12 protein-coding genes are annotated in these 17,471 nt (G+C 71.3%); 1 reads left to right on the plus strand and 11 read right to left on the minus strand.

Features of this window, described 5'->3' with window-relative positions; all coding sequences use genetic code 11:
* Positions 1 to 29: 29 nt before the first annotated feature.
* Positions 30 to 2,306 (plus strand): NACHT domain-containing protein, encoded by a 2,277-nt coding sequence (locus tag QOZ89_RS33530; RefSeq protein WP_312627775.1) that lies wholly within the window; start codon positions 30 to 32, stop codon positions 2,304 to 2,306.
* A 437-nt stretch (positions 2,307 to 2,743) separates the two neighbouring features.
* Here the strand turns inward: QOZ89_RS33530 and QOZ89_RS33535 are convergent, their stop codons facing one another.
* From QOZ89_RS33535 to QOZ89_RS33585, 11 genes are all read right to left on the minus strand, one after another.
* Complete coding sequence (locus QOZ89_RS33535; protein WP_312627777.1) at positions 2,744 to 3,220, minus strand: NUDIX hydrolase; 477 nt, start codon at positions 3,218 to 3,220, stop codon at positions 2,744 to 2,746.
* A gap of 255 nt (positions 3,221 to 3,475) precedes the next feature.
* Positions 3,476 to 4,051, minus strand: a complete 576-nt coding sequence (locus QOZ89_RS33540; RefSeq protein ID WP_312627779.1) for a hypothetical protein — start codon at positions 4,049 to 4,051, stop codon at positions 3,476 to 3,478.
* Positions 4,052 to 4,259: 208 nt separating this feature from the next.
* Entirely contained in the window at positions 4,260 to 8,153 is a 3,894-nt protein-coding gene (locus QOZ89_RS33545) for a LysM peptidoglycan-binding domain-containing protein (protein WP_312627781.1), read from the minus strand.
* An 86-nt stretch (positions 8,154 to 8,239) separates the two neighbouring features.
* Complete coding sequence (locus QOZ89_RS33550; RefSeq protein WP_312627782.1) at positions 8,240 to 8,644, minus strand: hypothetical protein; 405 nt, start codon at positions 8,642 to 8,644, stop codon at positions 8,240 to 8,242.
* Between the two features lie 89 nt (positions 8,645 to 8,733).
* The gene (locus QOZ89_RS33555) at positions 8,734 to 9,228 is read right to left on the minus strand and encodes a TadE/TadG family type IV pilus assembly protein (protein WP_312627784.1); all 495 of its coding nucleotides are present in this window, start codon (positions 9,226 to 9,228) and stop codon (positions 8,734 to 8,736) included.
* On the minus strand, positions 9,225 to 9,542 hold the full coding sequence (locus QOZ89_RS33560; RefSeq protein WP_312627786.1) for a hypothetical protein: 318 nt from the start codon (positions 9,540 to 9,542) through the stop codon (positions 9,225 to 9,227). The genes QOZ89_RS33555 and QOZ89_RS33560 overlap by 4 nt, the downstream gene beginning before the upstream one ends.
* A gap of 349 nt (positions 9,543 to 9,891) precedes the next feature.
* On the minus strand, positions 9,892 to 12,237 hold the full coding sequence (locus tag QOZ89_RS33565; protein WP_312627788.1) for a TniQ family protein: 2,346 nt from the start codon (positions 12,235 to 12,237) through the stop codon (positions 9,892 to 9,894).
* Positions 12,234 to 12,788: a hypothetical protein gene (locus QOZ89_RS33570; RefSeq protein WP_312627790.1), complete on the minus strand. Its 555-nt coding sequence runs from the start codon at positions 12,786 to 12,788 to the stop codon at positions 12,234 to 12,236. The genes QOZ89_RS33565 and QOZ89_RS33570 overlap by 4 nt, the downstream gene beginning before the upstream one ends.
* Before the next feature lie 186 nt (positions 12,789 to 12,974).
* Positions 12,975 to 13,565 (minus strand): DUF6262 family protein, encoded by a 591-nt coding sequence (locus QOZ89_RS33575; RefSeq protein WP_312627185.1) that lies wholly within the window; start codon positions 13,563 to 13,565, stop codon positions 12,975 to 12,977.
* On the minus strand, positions 13,562 to 16,159 hold the full coding sequence (locus QOZ89_RS33580; RefSeq protein ID WP_312627183.1) for a tyrosine-type recombinase/integrase: 2,598 nt from the start codon (positions 16,157 to 16,159) through the stop codon (positions 13,562 to 13,564). The genes QOZ89_RS33575 and QOZ89_RS33580 overlap by 4 nt, the downstream gene beginning before the upstream one ends.
* Entirely contained in the window at positions 16,156 to 17,334 is a 1,179-nt protein-coding gene (locus QOZ89_RS33585) for a tyrosine-type recombinase/integrase (RefSeq protein WP_312627181.1), read from the minus strand. Before QOZ89_RS33585 ends, QOZ89_RS33580 begins: the two co-directional genes overlap by 4 nt.
* Positions 17,335 to 17,471: the final 137 nt, after the last annotated feature.

The following is a 17,471-nucleotide window of genomic DNA, read 5'->3' on the forward strand; positions in this document are numbered from 1 at the left end:
ACGAGAGCGCCCGCCAGTATCCGTCGGAGTTGCGGGAGTCGCTGCTGTCGTTCGCCGCTTCATGGGCACGCGCGCGGGACAAGGTCGAATCCAAACAGGACGAGACCGAATCCAAGCGGGACGAGGGCGAGTCCACCGAGCGCCTCGGCCGAGGGCTGCCGCTCAGGCTCGTGCTGCCGACCGACGAGCTTCTCCATATCGCCGACGGCCTGGCGGCCGAGGTCGAGAAACAGTGGACCGAGGAGGCGGACAGGCGGCAGCTACGCCTTCCCCGACCGATTCCCGTGAGTTGGTGCTGGGCGGAGCGAGGTGTGGCCAGCGACGTGCGCATAGTCGTCAACGACCCGCCGATGCGCCGTCCCCTGTTTCCCCCGCTACCCGGCATCCGGCCGGCGACGGCCGACACCGTGCGAGCCGGCGGGGTCCCGGAGCTGTTCGCGCTCTATGCGGGCGTCGACTCCGGTCGTGTCGTGGTCATGGGCGACTATGGCCGGGGGAAATCCGGGAGCGCGATCCTCGTCCTCCGCGACGCGCTCGATCACCGTCGAGGGCTCGATGCCGCACAGCGCGCGGGTGTTCCTGTGCCGGTGTTGCTGACCGCGCACGGCTGGGACCCACGACACGACCGTCTGGAAACGTGGCTGGCTCGCAGGCTGGCCAAGGACTACCAGACCCTGCGGTCGGATCGCGACAGTGAGGCCACGGCCAGGCGTCTGGTCCGCGGCGGAGGCGTGGCGCTGTTCCTGGACGGCTTCGACGAGATGGACCCGACGCTGCACCGGGAGGCGTTGGACGACATCGGCAAGCAGACCACGTTTCGGCTGGTGGTCCTCACCCGCAGCGAGGAGTTCGCCGCGGCCGTCAGCGCGAGCACGCATGTCCGCGCCGCCGCGGTGACCGAGCTTCTTCCGGTAGCAGCCACCGACGCCGCCGAGTACCTGGCGGACTGCCAGACCGCCCCAATATCACCGCCGTGGGGTCGGCTCGTCAAGCAACTGAAAGACGAACCGACCAGCTCCCTCGCGGACGCGCTGAACTCACCGCTGAACCTGACACTGCTGCGAGACGCCTTCCCCGAGACGTCTGACATCGACGGAATACTCGTCCCGAATCGTTTCGAGACCCCTCACGAGGTCGAAAGCTACCTGCTGGACCGGATCGTGGACATCGCCTTCCCGCCGGACCCAGATCGGGCGGGCCCGAGCCGCGAGAAGATGACACTCGGCCGCATCGCCTTTCATATGAACGCCCAGAAGACGCGTGACCTTGCCTGGTGGCAGATGCACCGCTGGACCTCGCCCGTCCCCCGAGTTCTCGCAACGTCTATCCTCGGCGTGGTCATCGGCGCCCTGGTGGGCGCGGCGACGTTCAGCAAAATTGGCAAGTACGCCGTCGGCGATAGAACCGGCACAATGTTCGGAACCGCGTATCTGGCCACCCTGGGCCTCGCCTTCGGTTTCCTGGCAGGACTAGTATCGGAGTTCCGAGATCCGCGCCCTACGCGCCCATCCCGCTGGAATATCGTGCATTCGAGAACGTTTAACCTCTCGGTCGCCCTGGTCGGCGGGCTCGCCGTGCTGGTCGCGGTCGGCAATCAAGCCGGCTTTGCTCTCGGAATACCGACTGGCATAGCCGCAGGCATTGCCGTCGGATGGACCGCGGCACGCAAACGACCTGGATCAACACGAACGCGGAGAACTTATCATGCCGCCGTCTTGGCACGGCTCGACCTACCCACTGGAACCGTCATCGCGCTTCCGGTCGGCCTCGCATACGGCCTGACCGAAGGACCCGTGCCGGGGTTGGTCACGGTGCTCGTGACCATGACAATGTTCGGACTCATCGCCGGTTTCTCACGTCCATCCACCGGGACGGAGATCGGCACGGATCCGCAGGCGTTGTGGGAGAGAGAACGTCGAAGCTGCCTCTCCTTCGGCCTCTCGGCCGGCCTCGCGTTCGCAGTCGTCTCTTTCGTACAGAACGGAGTCCGAAACGGACCAGTAGCAGGCCTCGTCGCCGGGACTGGTTTCGGCCTGATTGTAGGTCTTGGCTGTACTATTGGCGCATCGGACGCTTGGCGGACCGCACTGGTGTTCATCCAGCTCCGTCGCAGTGGTATTCCCGTCGACGGGATGTGTTTCCTTGAGAAGGCGCACGACCGCCGCATACTGCGAACCGTCGGCCCGCTGTACCAGTTTCGACACCCAAACCTGCAGGATCACCTCGCCCAGTGGTACATCGATGCCTCTGGACGGCAACACGATGACTGCGAGTCAACCCACGAACCGGCGGCCATCGCACCGTAAGACCAGCGACAGCCCGCCATTGAGCGCAGGACAAGCGCGACGGCCCGGTCATCCGGCCAGGCGCGGTCGTCCGCGTTCGTCGACGGCGTCTACGCGGCCATCGCCGGGCAGGTCCGCGCGACACCAGGCCCGCTCGCGCTGCGACTCGACATCGGGCTACCGCGCACCACACCGTTGTACGCCCTCAACGACCTCGACAACTACCTGTTCCCCCTCGTCCCGAGGCTGACGGAACGCACGGGCCGGAACTTCGCCACCGTCTGGGCGACCAAACACCACGCGGCCGAAGCGTGCTCGCCTTCGACGAACTCGCCTACGCCAAGTGGCCCGGGGAAACCGCCGCGGTCCGCGACGCCCTCGGGACGGACCACGGTGCCCTGCGTTCTCTGCCCGGCCGAGCCACCCCCGTCTACCTGCGGTGGAACAGATAGACGAAATCAGCCGGCGGCGACGGCCTCGGCCAGCAGAGCCTCCCGGTTGGCGAGGATGAACTCCTTCAACGCCGCCGGCTTCAAGTCGATCGACACAAGGCCATCCCCATGAAGATCGACCCGGTCCAGCTCGTAGCCGCCCCGCGAGGAATCAGCGAACTCCTCCCCGGTGCGGGCCGACTCGTCGAGACCGTCCAGCCGGGCCACGAAGAAGTGCTGCACAGCGACGCCCGTATCGGACAGCGAACTGAACAGGAACACCTGCGAGGCCCCCTTGACCTGCGCGCCCAGCTCCTCGGACAGCTCCCGGTGCAAAGCGGCCTCAATCGACGCGTCGGCCGCCTCGACACCGCCACCCGGCGCCGTCCAGTACGGCGCCTGCCCCGGCTTCGCCCGCTTGATCAACACAAGCCGGCCGCGATCATCGATCAGAATCGCCCGCGCCGCGCGCCGCCCAACCGCCACCGTCACCTGATCCGCCACACCACCAAGCTTACGGACACCGGCCACCTTTGTTACGTTGCGTCGCAGCAGAAGCCGGCAGGCACAGGTCCTGGAGACGCCGGCGCGGCACGACGAGGGTCGTCCCCGCACGCGCGGGGATCTTCCAAACTAGAGCGGACCCGAGGATCTCCCCGGGGCCCGGGGAGATCCTTTGATACCTGGGCGCTCGGCCACGACGCAGTGGCAAGACCGTCGTGCCGAGCGCGGTTGGAGCACCGTGGTTTCCGTCGATGTTCAGGTTTGGCGTCGTCTGCGGCTACGCTGGCCGGGTGCCCAATCGTCGTTGGGGCCGGCGCGCTGCCACTGTGCCTCGAACTCCTCGGGGTCGATCTCCCAGGCGATCGCGCGCGGATCGTAGAGGTCGACGACGGGGGTGTTGAACGGCCAGTCGTCCGGGGTGTTTCGCGCGCCGGGTCCGTCGCCGTGGACCTCGACCTCGCGTAGGCGGCGGCCGTCTTCACCGACTTCCCAGTAGTAGAAGACGGACTCCTCATCGTCGGATGCGCACCGCAGGTGCACCAGCGCCCGTCCGGCGAGCGCCCCGAATCCCGGCTGCCCTCGCTGCTCGTCGCGTTGCTGTCGTAGATCGTCCAGCCCGGGTGGCAGGTCTGGTGCATCCAGGTCGACCTCGGGCAGGTTCCATGCTGCGGCTCGTTCCCATGAGTCGGCGTCCGTGACGACCTCGACCTCGGCGATCCGTTTGACGATCTCTCGTTCCGAGGTGGCCTGTACCCACCACCACAGCCCGCCCATGCCGTAGTCGTGTACAACGAGAAACCGCTGCCTGCGCGGACCCGGATTGATCACCATGTCGGCCGCCGGTGCCGGCGAGGGCGAGGTGATGCGCTGGCCAGAAGTCTGCGTCCCATGCCACACGGATCCTTCGAACTAGACCTCGCAGTCGGGACGGCCGTCGTGGTCGGGGAGCCAGTTCCACGGCCTCCCGCGAAGCCCACCCTGCCTGGGACGGCGCGACGAAGCGGAGCGGGATCCTGGCGGGCGGCGATTCCCATGGTTGTCACTGGGCCCGGCCGTGCCGGGTCGCAGACGCACCCCGGAGTGATGCAGCGCCTCGTGTGAGGGTGCGGTGGAGGTGGGCGAGGTCGGGGCTGGTGTCGCCGTTCCAGTCGGGGTCGGATTGTTCGGCGCGGAGGTAGGCGTGGTAGTCGGCGGTGACGGCGGGCAGGTCGCCGCCTGCTGCGTGGGCTCGTAGGCGTAGGGCGAACAGGCCTGGGTGGGCGGGCATGATCGCGAGGCCTTGGGTGGTGGCGTCCAGAGCGGCGTCCGGGTTGTCGGTGTCGAGGTGGAGCTCGGCGAGGAGGAGGGCGGCGCGTATGGCGGTGGTGGTGAGTTGGGAGCCGAGTTCGGCGTCGATCCAGGGGGCGGTGTTGGGGGTTCCGGTGATCAGGTTGAGGGCGTCGGTGAGGACGGGGATGGCCGCGGCGGGGTGAGTGCGGTGGGTGCGGGCGTAGTCGAGGCGGTGCTGGAGGAGGTCGAGGTCGGTGGTGACGGCGGGGTCGAGGCGTAGGACGGTCTGGCCGGCGGGGATCCAGGCGCGGGCGTGTTCGCCGGCGAGGTGGACGAGGAGGCGGCGGACGCGGCCGAGCTGGTTGTTGACGGTGCGGGTTTCGGGTTCGGCGTTGGGCCAGATGGCGGTGATGAGGTTGGTGCGGGTGCGGCCGCGGTGGGTGGCGAGCCAGGCGAGGATTTCGAGGGTGCGTTCGCGGGCGTGTTCGCCGGTGGGGTGCTGGCCGGTGCGGTTGACGGCGTCGAGGGGGCCCAGGAGGGTGACGCGGACCTGCCAGTCGGGCTCGATGTAGGGCGGGGCGATGGTCGGCGCCTGGCCGTTGACCGGTGCCGTCGCCGGGGCCGCGGCGGGCGACGCCGACGTGGGGATTGGGTCAGCCGCGGCGGTGGGTGCGGGTGCCGTCGCGGTTACCGATGGGCTGATGGATGGTGCGGCTCGGGCTGGGGACGCCGGGGCCGCGGTGGTCGACGCTGTGAGCGCTCCGGACGGCAGCAACGAGGGTGTGAATCGCGAGCCGGGCGGCGGTGACGGTTCCGGGCTGTCCGGAGGCGGGGTCTGCGACGGCTTCGGGGGTGTGTCGTCCGCGGGGCGCGGGGCCGGGACGGGTGGTTGTGCGGCGTCGGCGAGCAGGAGGCAGAGGGCGTCGAGCGTCGTCTGGGCGAGCGTCGTCGGGGTGAGGACCAGGTTGAGGGGATCGAGCCGCCAGCGGGCGATGCCGACGGGGCCGGACGTGTCGTCGGCGTCGTCGAGACGGCCGGTGGCGTGGATGTCGTCGGCGACGTCCAGGTCGGAGGGGTCGTCCTGGTCCGGGGTGTCGTCGATGTCGATGCCGGTGTCCTCGGCGGCTGTGGGCCGGGCTGGCAAGTCGCCGTCGGTTCGTGTCTGGCTGTGGGTCGGGTGTGCGGTGGTGGTGAGCAGGGTGAGGCGCCAGGTGGAGGTGTGGCTGGGGGTGGCGGGTTGGATGAGGGCGAGGCCGGTGCCTTCTTGGGTGGCGAGGGTGGCGAGGTCGGTGAGGTCGTCGGCGTCGTGGTCGGTGGTGGGGGGTGTGGCGACCAGGGCGATGGCGGGGTCCCAGTTGTCGGTGGGGACGGTGGCGCGGGCGGTGAAGGTGGTGGTGGCGCCGACGGTGGTGAGGGCGTCGCGGAGGTGGTTGACCTCGCCGAGGACGGTGGCGGCCAGGTGGGTGAGGGTGGCCGCGGGGTAGATGCGGTCCTTGTCGGTGAGGCCGGCGGCGTCGAGGCCGTAGGTATGGACGGTGGGGGTGGCGGCCAGCGGTGTGAGGGCGAGGGTGGTGGCCAGGGCGCGGGCGAGGCCGGTGGTGGCGTCGGTGCCGTGGCCGTTGGGGTGGAGGGTGAGGGTGCCGAGGGCTTCGAGGTCGGCGTAGACGGCGGCGCCGTCGTCGGGCAGGGTGCCGAGCTGGACGAGGGCTGGGCAGGGTGGTGGGAGGCCGGGGTCGGTCGGGTGCAGGGGTGCGTCGGGGGGCAGGGTCCAGACCTGGCCGTGGGCGTCGGCCTGCCAGGGCGGTGCGGCGGTGGGGATCGGGTCGCGCAGGTAGACGTCGAGGGTGCCGTCGGGGCGGGCTAGCAGGACCTGCGGGAGCGGCCCGTCGCCGATGGCGAGGATGTCGGTATGGAGGGAGGCGAGGTCGCGCAACGCCTCGTCAAGGCGGATGGTTGGCCCTGGTGGGGTGGTGGCGAGCAGGGCGGTGTGGATGGCGGCGGCGTCCGGGTCGGGTGGCGGGGTGGTGGTGTCGACGGTGACCTGTCGGTCGCGGCGTGCCCGGCGGTGGGCGACGGCGGTGAGGACCGCGGCGGCGAGCAGGGTGCCGCCGAGGCCGAGGGCGATCAGCCAGCGCGAGGCGTCGTGCCGGTCGGGCTCGTCCGTGCTGGGCGCGGTCGTGGCGGGTGGCGCGTGGTCGCTGGGTCCGGCCGTGGCGGGGGTCGTCGGCGCCGGCCTGGTCGGGGTGGGGAGAGCCGACTGCGGGCCGGGGATGGTGGTCGTCGTGCCGGTCGACGGCGCGGCTGTGGTCGGTGGGGGTGGGGTGACCGGGGAAGGCGTGCCGGGTGCCGGCGAGGTGCGAGGTGGTGGATTCGCGGGTGGTGGTGGTGTGGGGCTGGGGTGGCCGGTGGGGTCGAGGGTGGGCAGGGCGAGGGCCATCCCGGGGTTGATCAGGTTGGGGTTGGTGAGGTGGTGTCCGGTGGGGTCGGTGGTGTCGCGGTTGGTGGTGAAGACGGTGTCGACGGCGGTGGGGAGCGCGGTGTCGTCGGCGGTGGGGTAGGCGTCGGCGGCGACGTCCCAGAGGGTGTCGCCGGGGGCGACGGTGTGGCGGCTGCTGGTCGGGATGAGGAGCTCGGACCCGCCGGCGGGTGTGTTCGCGGCCTGGGGCGCGGCTGCGGGGTAGAGCGGGGTACTGCCGGTCGTCGAGGGCCGCGGGCTGCTGTCCTCGACGGCCGGTAGCCAGCCGTGCGGGGTGTGCGCCGCCCCGCTGCCTGTCGCGTTCGCCGCCGCGTTGTTGCCGGCGGTGAGTCCTGGGTCGGTGGCCGGGTCGCCGGTCCACGGTGCGCCGGTCGGGGCGAGCGTGGAGGAGCCGGGATGGGCGGGGGCGGTGGCGGCTGTGGTCGGTGCGCCGGTGTGGGGTGGGGTGGTGGCGGGGGTTGCTGCCAGGGCGGCGCGGCTGGACAGCAGGGTGAATACGATGCCGGCGGTGGCGACCCAGCGGGCGGCACCGCGGCGCACGGCACGGGGTGCGGGTGCGCCGCGCCGTCCGCCGTGGGTGGCGGGGCGGGTGGTGCCGCCGGGTCGGCCGGCCGCCGGCGTCGTCGCGGCGGGACGGCCGGCCGCGCTGGTCGCCGCCCGTGCCTCGGGTCGGCGTGGGTGGCGGCGCGTCCCGGAGCGGCGTTGCGTGCTGCTTCTGGCGCGCGTCTCGGGCTCGGCTGGGAGGCGACGCGCGGCGCGGCGGGCCCGGTGACGCTGGCTGCGCAGGGCGCTGGTGGTCTGGGTGGTGATTTCCCAGGCGAGGCAGAGGGTGATCCAGGCCCAGAGCAGCCAGCCGAGGGCGGCGAGGGCGTTGGGGGCGACGTCGGGGTGGATGTAGCCAGCCTGGAGCAGGGTCCACCAGCGGCCCGGCTGCCAGGTGGTGGGCAGCGGGTAGCCGCGCCACGCCCACAGCGTCAGCGGTATCCCACCGACGAAGCCGACCAGGCTTGCCAGCGCGAGCAGGCTGCGCACGATCTCGCCTGCCCGAGGCCGGGCCGGCCGGGCGGGACGCACCGGCCGGCCCGGCCGGGCGGCTGGCGGGGCGGGCGGAAACAGCGCGGGCCCGGCCGGCGGCGGGGCCGCAGGCTTGGGACCGCGGGTGGGGCTGGGGGTGGCCCGGCGGGACATGGGCATGTCTCCCTGCGCAGGAGTTGATCAGAAAAGGTGACCCGTCGCGGGCGGTGACCGGTGCTGGCCGCGGCCAGCGAGGGCGGTCAGGGGTTGGTGGTGGCGGCGGCGGAGCGGGTCTGGGTGACGGTGGCGTGGGTGTGGCCGGTGAGCGCGAGGAACTGGTAGTTGACGGTTTCGGTGACCGTGACCGTGACGGTCAGGCCGTCGACGGTGACGGCGACGAGCTCGGCTTCGGGGTGGTGGGTGAGGTAGGCGCGGGCGTTGGTCTCGGCCTGGGTCGGGTTGAGTGTGGGGGTGCCGGTGCGCAGGCTGGTCTCGTCGAGGGCCTGGGCGCCGGCGCGGGCCGCGGCGGCGGCAAGGTCGGAGGCGTGGGCGTTGGCGTCGAGGGCGCGGCCGGCGTCGTAGATGAGCCCGGCGAGGAGCAGTGCGCCGGCGAACAGGACGGTGAGCATCAGGCTGACGGCGCCGTCGTCGCGCCCGGTCGCCATGGGCCACCGCCTGGGTGCGGCCGTCGCGACGGCCGCACCCGGCCCTGGGCTACGTGATGGCGTGTCCGGGATGTGTCGGGGCGGGGTGTTCATGGGGCTGCCAGGGTGGGGCCGCCGCGGTATTCGTCGAGGACGGCGTCGCCGCTGGCCTGGACCTGCCGGTTGCCGGGGACGCCGGCGAGCTGGCAGCTGACCATCACGGTCACCAGGCCGAGACCGCCACCGCCCTGGCCGGGTGTGGTGGTGAGGGTGGACAGGTCGGTGTGGACCTGGATGCTGCCGGCGGCGCAGAGGTGGCCGGGCAGGTTGTGTCGGGCCGTGGTGTCCGCGACGGTGGCGGCCTGGTCGGGGCTGGTCGTCAGGGAGGCGGCGCGGGCGGCCTCGCGGGCGGCGCGGGCGACGTCGGCGCGGGCGGTGGCGTAGACGGCGGCGACGGCGAGCACGAGCAGGGCAAGGATGAGCGCCGGCGCGGCGACGGCGAACTCGACCGCGAACGAACCCGCCTCCCCCCGGCGCGCCGGGGAGAGCCAACGGAGCTGACCGGCATGCGGCGGCGGGGTTGTCTCCTGCTGGTCGCTGGTCATGGGACCTGGCCCTGAGGGATGAAGCGGGCGGCGGGGCCGGTGGCGCTGCGGGTGACCGAGCCGCCGAGCAGGGCCGTGACGGTGACATCGACGGTGACCGTGGCGGTGTCTCGGTGGACGGTGGTGGCGACGTCGGTGATGGCCTGGCTGGAGCGGGCGATGCCGGCGGCGACCTGTGCGGCGGTGGTGTCGGTGCCGTCGATCGACTGGGCGGTCTCGAGTGCCCGCTGCGCGGCGGCGTCGGCGGCCTGGGCGGCCAGCCACCGCATCCCGAACACCAGCAGCAGGGCGAACAATGCGAGCACCCCGCCCATCACCGCGGCCAGCTCGACCGCGCTCCCCCGGTCGTCCCCGCCCCGACGCCGGCGACGGTGTCGGCGCTGGTGTAGGGGGACCGGTGAAGATGTCCTCTCGCGCGCGGGGAAGTTGTCATCTCGACGGCGACCTGCCTTCCCGCGAGCCGGTGCAGATGTCAGTTCCTCGCCCGGCGCCCACGGCGCTGGCCAACCGTCCGCCCGGCTGGCCTCGGTTTGGTCGTCTCCTGTAGGGGGGCCGGGACAGATGTCCTCCGCTGTGCGGGTGGAGTTGTCCATCGGCGTGCTGCGGCGCCTTCCCGTGTGCCGGGGTAGTTGTCATCTTCTCGCTCGTCTGCCGGATTTTGGATCATGGCTGGGTCTCGAGGTGGTCGAGGATCTGCTGGTGGAGCGCGCGGCCGAGGGCGGTGGGGCCGGTGAGCCGGCGGGGGTGGGCGCGGTGCATGAGGGCGCCTCCGCAGGCGTGCTCGAGGCTGGTGAGTTGGGTGCTGAGGGTGGAGGCGGTGACGCCGAGTTCCATGGCGGCTTCGGCGAGGGTGCGGTTCCGTGCGATAACGGGGAAGCGCCGCAGCCTGGCCTGGGATTTCTGGCCGATGAGCGCGGAGCGGAGGGGTTCGGGGAGGGTTGCAGGGTCGCCGGAGTAGTCGAGATATTTATTGCCGCCGCGGTCGCGGATAGGGAGTTTCTGGGCCTCGGCGAATCGTAGTAGGTTTCCTTTGCTGCAGCCGATTTCCTTGGCGATATCACGGAAGGTGCGTCGCGAGGTGACGTATTGGGTGTGGAGCCAGCCGAGGTCGATGTAATGGACGCCGGCGTGGTGGTAGTGAGGGCCTGGGTGCGGGGTTTGCAGAGGGAGGATCGCGCCGGTGCGGGGTGGCAGGGGTTGGCCGGCGGGCAGAGGATGCAGGCGCATGAGTTGGCGTAGGTGTTCGATGGAGATGTTGTGGGTGGCGGCGACGAGCCCGATCGGGGCGCGGGCGGTGAGCTGGGCGTGGATGGGGGCTGGATCGGTGTGGGTCGGGTCGGCACCGGGCCAGTCCTGGGTGTTGATCCAGCTGGTGGGCGGTTCCCAGTGGAGCGGTTCGTTGGTGATTCCGGCGTTGTGGAGCAGGGTGGTTGCGTGGTCGGCGAGGGCGTCGGACAGAGGTGCAGGCATGCCGAGGACGAATTTGAGGTAGGCGAAGCGCCGTTCGCCTTCGGGTAGCCGGTAGGGCTGTGGCGCGATCGCCAGGTTGCCGCCGGTGAGGAGTTCGTAAAGGTAGTGGCGGGCGAAACCGAGGCGCCGTCGGGTGTTGTGGAGGGGCTGGCCGGCGACGAGGGCTTTCCAGGTTTCTGGGTCAAGCACGTCGGTGGTGGTTAGAAGACGGCGTCGGCGGGCGTAGTCGATGGGGATGGGGTGGGTGTCGATGGCGAGGGCGAGTTCGGTGAGGATGCGCAGTGGCTGTGTGCCACCGCGGGTCGCGCGGCTGAGTTTGCCCATCTGGAACGCGACGGGTTGCGGTGTGATGGCGTCGTTGATGAGCGGGGCGATCGCGCGGAGTTCGAGGGTGCTGCCGGGCAGGAGTAGCGCGACGGCGGCGGCGGCGCGGAAGCTGTAGGGCTCGAAGGCGTCATCGTCGATGAGGCGAACGGTCCAGCTGGGCCAGAGCTGGTCAGGAATGCGGGCGGCGCGGCGGACTGCTGGATCGACCAGGCCGGTGGTGACGGGCCGTGCGACGGGCAGGGTCGTTAGGTGACGGAGTCGTTCGAGCGGACGCAGGGCGCTGTCACGGAGGCGGGCGACGCGCAGGCTCAGCTGCGAGCTGCCGGTCTTCCATGTGGGTGCGACCGCGCGCGGCCGTGGTCCGGTGCCCGCTGCGGTCGCGAGCGCGGTGAGCGGGTCGTCGCCGTGGTAGGCGCGGTGGTCGGTGAGCAGGGTGACGGCGACGGTGAGAGTGTCGACGCGGAGGTCCTCGACGCGTGGCCGTTGTTGGGGCGCGCGGGGTGCGTGGCGACGGGCCTCGTGGTGGGCGATGACGAGCAGGTCGGTGAGGGTGTCACGGGCGTGTTGGCCGGTCTGGGGCGCGGTGAGCTGGGCGAGTGCCAGGTCGATGGTGTCTTGGGCGCGGTGGCTGGCGGACGGGTCCGGGCAGGCTGGATGCGCGGCGCTGGCAAGGTCGGCGCCGCACCAGGCGTGCCCCCGGCGCGTGCGAACGATCCCGTCGGGTCGGGGCGAGGGACAGGCACCTGGTGGCAGCCCGCTGCGGGGAGCACGGTAAGTGGGGGGCGTTGCGCAACGCGGGCAGGTCTCGGCGAGCGGCTGGTTGTGCTCCTGGCAGAAGACCGTCCAACGCAGCTGCCAGGCGAGCTGGAACCGTCCGGGATGGTCGGCCAGGCAGGTCGGGCAGAACCGGGTGGTGTTCCCGGGCGTGCAGGCGCTCATGAACGCCGCGGGCGTGTGCGCGGGAAGCGCCGCTGCGTAGGCGGGGTGAAACAGTCCGCGCAGCGTGGTTAAGGGCAGGGCGGTGGCGACGGCGAGCTGGTCGAGACGGTCGGTCCACCGGCCTGGTCCGGTGGGCAGCGGCGTCGGGGGCATGCCGGTGGCGACCGCGAGGTCGGGGACGCTGACGCCGAGCCGGCGGGCATAGGCGTGAAACCAGCTCGCGAACGACTCGCCCGGCAGCGGGGTCAGGATGAACGGGAGCCGGCTGGTCATGCCGCGCCTTCCTGGCCGCAGGGCGCGCTGGCGGCGGGTCGGCTGCGCAGCCGACCGGCGCCGAGCGCGGCGTGCAGTTCACGGCGGGCTTTCTCCGCGGCCTCGTCGATCCGGACAGCGTCGAGAAGGCTGGCGGTGAGGGTTTCCGCGCCGGTCTTGACCGCCCGGTAGCAGCCTCGGGCGATCAGGGACATCAGCGAGGCGAAATGTCCGGAGCTGCGGGCGAACAGGTAGTCCGACAGGTCCTGCGCGACTGCTCCACGGCCGATCTCGGCGAGGACGAGGTCGCGTTCGATACCGAGGAGCAGGTTGCGCCAGGTGCGCCGCCCGCTCTCGGTGTGGATCTCGAACGGGGTCAGGGAGAGCACGTTCCAGCGCCGCGCGGTCTGGGAGAACGCGGCGTCGGCCCCGGTCAGGCCCTCGTCGAGCAGGCCGCGGGCGCGTAGCCCCACCCCGACGAAGAAGAACGTGACAGGGAAGGTGTTCGCGAGCCACTTGAAGTGGTTGGCGACCTCCCGGCCATCGCGGCGGTTGACGTCGAGGAAGTGCACGTCGTCGACTTTACCGACCGCTGCCGTCCTGATTAGCCTCTTGACCTGCGCTGATGCGTAGCTTACATGTCCGTGACGGTCGTTTGGCAAATATCTGGCGGCATCAATTCCATGTGTTGAGCGGCGCGGTCTGGCCACCGGATTCGGCGGCCAGACCGCGGGCTTGGATCAGCGGTGGAATTCCGGTCAGGGTGAGGGTTTCGGTTCGAGTAGGCGGGTTTCGAGGTCGGCCATCCGGCGGTCCTGGAAGCGCAGGTTCGAGCGGGCGGCCTTCAGTCGCTCGTCGAGGGCGCGGTTGTCGGTGGTGAGCTGACGGACGCGCTGTTTGAGGGTGGTGTTCTCGGTGGTGATGCGCTGGATGGCCTCCTGGGTCCATTCGGCTTCGAGGTCGCGGATCTGGCCGAGGAGCTCGCCGATGCGGGTGCGCTGGGTGAGGATCTCGGCGTGGGCCGCGGTGAGCGCGTCTTCGGCGTTCAGTGCCCGTTCGCGCCAGGGTGCTTGGCGGGCGTCGTCTTCGTCGGCGATCCGCTGGCCGCGGCGCTGGTTGGCCTCGGTCATGGCGGCGGTGACCGCGGCTCTGGCCTCGGGGTTGTCGTAGAGGAAGGTGCGGGATACCGTCGCGCGCCGGGCCACGGCGGCGACGCTGACCGGTGTCTTCTCCCGTCGGAGGCGGGCGACGGCGTCGTGGACACGCCCCAGCGCGGCCTCGGATGAGCGGCGTCGGGCCGAGGCTGCGGCGGCCGTGCGCGGGTCGGGTTCGGGAACGGCGGCGCTCACCGACGCACCTTTTCGCTGTCGCCGAGGCCGTCGTGCTCGTCGTGTGCGGCGTGCGCGAGGTCGGCGGCGCGGAAGGCGGTGGACCAGACGCGGTGGAAGTAGTCCTGGGGTTTGCGCAGGTCCAGGGCGAGGGCGTCGTCGAGGAGACCGAGGCCGGCGAGTGCCTTCTCCAGGCCGTCGATCGCATGGGCGGTGGGCTCGAAGTATTGGTGGAGGTAGTCGGCGGTGGCGTCGTCGGGGGCGCCTTCGGCGAGTAGCCGCCATTGCTCGCGTTTGCGGCGCCAGTAGAGCAGGTCGGCGCCGGACAGGACGAACTTGTCGCAGCTGTGGCAGTTGAGGTTCCAGGGGCAGGCGCCGCCGTCGACGACGGGTTGGAAGGTGCAGAACCCGCCTTCGGCCGGAGTGCTGCGCCGGGACAGGTCGACCGCGAGGGCCTGCGCCTGGCCACGGCTCAGCGGCGTGGCGTCCCCGGCGAGCAGTTCGCCGGGGCGGGCGGCGCCGGGGCCGGCGACCCAGACGTGCTGCAGGACGTTCTCCAGGTCGGACTGGGTGAGGTGGACGTAGTGCTCGGCCATCCGGTCGGAGACATGGCCGAGGTAGCGGCGGATGTGGCTGAGGCTGGCGCCGTGCCGGAGCAGGTTCGTCGCCAGCGTGTGCCGGGCCTGATGTGGCACGACGTGACCGAGGTCGAGCGCGTCGACCCAGGGTCGGAACCGGCTGTGGAACCACTGGTGGGTCAGCGCGACGGTGCCGTCCGGGTTGCGGTGGGTCGTGGGGAACAGGGCCAGTCTGGCGCGTTCGGTTCCAGCCGGCCGGCGGCCGTGCTCGGCGGTGAACCGGTCGAGGGTCGTGACCTGCCGGGCGGCGAGGACCTCATAGAGCCGTTCGGGGATCCGGATCGCCACGTCGTAGTTCCCGACCTTGGTCTGGTCGTGCCAGAACATCGCCAGCCCGCCGTAGCGGCCGAGGCAGTCCCATCGCACCGACAGCACCTCGCCGATGCGCCGGCCGGTGATCACGACGGTCTCCCAGATGTCGCGCATTCCCCAGTCCTGGGGGTCGTAGTCGGCGGCGAGCCGGGTCAGGTTCGTCTCGTCGGCCAGCGCGCGGGCGACCTCGTCGGGGAACGGGCGGCGGGCGCGCATCGGGACTCCACCGGCGGCGGGAGCCGCGATGATGAACTCCCGGCTCAGGTCGAGGCGGTCGGCCGTCCCGCTGTCCATCGCGTCGCGCAGCAGCTTGCGGACCGCGTTGAACACCACCGTCCGGGTGCCGGTCGTGACGACGCCGGCGGATCCGCTCGTCCGTTTGATCGCCAGGGACGGCAGACCGTCGCGTTCGCGGTGGCGCTGGTCAGCGACGAACCGCCGCATGTGCTCGGCCCCCAACAGTGCCGGGTCGTGACCGCCGCCGGGGGCGTCGAGTTCCAGGAAGACGCCCAGCTCGATGGCGGCCCGGCGGACGGAGTCCAGCACGGCGGCGGTGCGCGGGCGGCGCGCCGAGCTCAGCAGATCGGCCAGGTAGTCGAAGGCAAGGTCCCGCAGCCAGCGCTGCGGGATGCCGGTCAGGTCGACGTGGCTCGTGCGGTGCGCGAACCGGACCCCGAAGTGGTCGGTTTCCAGGAAGCCGGCATCCTTCGCCTGCTCGGGAGTGAAGTAGACCAGCCGCAGCTCGTGGAGGATCTCTTTGGCGATCGCGCCGGAGAACGCGGTCGCGCCGTCGAGGTCGAGGTCGACGAGCGAGTTCGTCTCAGCGTGGCGGCAGGTGTTCACCAGGGTGCGGACCCAGCCGACGTCCCAGCGGGTCGGCCGGGACCGGCGGGTGTGGATGAACAGCCCCCACTGAATCTCCGCGCGTAGCAGGGGCCGCAGCCCGCGCAGGTTGAGCTGCCCCGGCCAGGGCATCGCGGTCGACGCCTGGCACCAGAGGCGGAATTGGTGCTCGTCGGTGTAGCCGACGGGGACCGGCTGGCTGGCGTGCTCGAAGCGCTGCCACCAGCTGGGCGGCAACGCTGCCCCGCCCGGCTGGTCGTCGCCTCGGTAGCGGGCCGTATGCCCAGAACACAGGCCCAGCGGGGAGGCCGCCAGGGCCGGGCAGACCGAGACCTGACAGTCCCCGTAGCCGGGATAGGGCACCTGCTCGCCGAGCCAGCCAGCGAAGTCCGCGCCGTCGCCCACGTCGAGTGCGTGCAGCGACCACCGTCCGCGGTGCCGCTGGCAGAGCCGCAGGTCGGTGTGGTCAGCGGGCCGGTCAGGGCAGACCCGGCAGGGAAGATACTCGAGGTGTTCCGAGGGCGGCAGCGGCTGGGCGCCGGCCACGAACGCCGCCTTGCCGACACCCCGCGCCTTCGCCCGAGCCCACTGCTCCCGGTGGATCGAACACAGGTCGCCGCTGCCGCGGACCCGCTCACAGCCGCCGATCACACAATCCCACTGGTAGATCGGATGCCCACGCGGGATCCGGACAATGTCGCCGCGGAACATCGGGTCGAACGACGGGCCGCCGATCAGCGCGGTCAGGATCTCCAGCCGGTCCCGTACCGTCCGGTCAGGCCGCTCCGCGTAGAGCGGGCGCAGGTGATCCGCCCGTTTCACCGCGTTCCCCAGACGGTGCGCAGCGCCGCGTCGAACGCCGGGTCATGGACATCGACATGGCCATAGATCTCATCGACCACAGCGGTGGAAGCCCAACCGCCGGCGTCCCGGGCGATCAGCAGGTTGCCATCAGAGGCGTCCAGCACAGCGCTGGTGAAGGAGTGCCGGAACGCATGCGGACGGACGACGCCCAGGCCGGCGCGCTGCCCGGCCCGGCCCAGCATCCGCCGAGCCGCCACCGGCGCCCACGGCTGACCATGCCCAGCGCCGTGGAGCTGAACGAGCAGCATCCCGTGTCCCGCCTGACCACGCGGATACTCGCCGGTGAGGTAGTCGAAGTAGGTGTGCACCATCGCGGGGCTGACCCGTTTGAGCAGCCCACCGACGACGGTCCCGTCGTCGATCCGCCACGGGTGCTTGGTCTTTGCCTCCGCCCGGTTCGGGTTGCCGGGGCGGTGGCAGACGTGGACGTGCGGAGATCGGCATTCGCCGCAGGCCGCGTTCTCCCGCAGGTGCAGGTCGACCAGGTGCAGCCCACACAGCTCACCGATCCGCAGACCCCCGTCCGCCAGCCAGGTCACCACCAGCCGGTCACGGGCCGAGTTGACCTCGGTCAGCAGCTTCTCCCGCGCCCCGTCGGGCAGCATCTTCGGATGCCGCCGGTGCGGGCCGGTCGGGGCCAGCGGGTTCGCCGGCATCGTCGACGTCACGTGCCCGAGGAACGCGCGGCGACGGTCCGCCCGGGACGGCAACCGGGCGCGGTCCAACACGTTGCCGAGCTCGCCGTTGACCCCGTAGGACGCTTGGTGCAGGTAGAACCCCTTCAGGCAGGCAGCCGTCGTCGTCAGCGCCGCGCGACCGTAGGGGCGCTTACCGAGGCGCCACGGCTGCCCCAGCGGCATCGCCACCTCGGCACCAAGGATCCCCATATAGCGTTCGAGGTCGCGCAGCCCGACCACGGCGACGGTGAGGCACTCCCGCTCGAGCCAGCGCAGGTGGTCGACCAGCAGGTAGGCATACGTCCGCTGCGTCCCCGAGCCATCGTGCCGGCGCAGGTACCGGTCCGCCTCCGGGTGCACCGTCCCCTCCGGCCAGACGATCGTCCACGACCGCCGCCCGTCCCCCTGCCGGATCTCCTGCACCCGCAGGTCTCCGATCACAACCGTGCGAACCACGTGCCCTCCGCCTACCGACGCCGCCAACAGGACGGACGTCCCGGACCCGGTCGGTAAACGAGCACGGCACGTCCCAGCCACAGGCCGGGACGGACATTACGGGCAGCTCTACCCGCGGTCGGTAAAGTCGACGACGA

The sequence above is a fragment of the Pseudofrankia coriaricola genome, assembly GCF_032027725.1.
Lineage (GTDB): Bacteria > Actinomycetota > Actinomycetes > Frankiales > Frankiaceae > Pseudofrankia.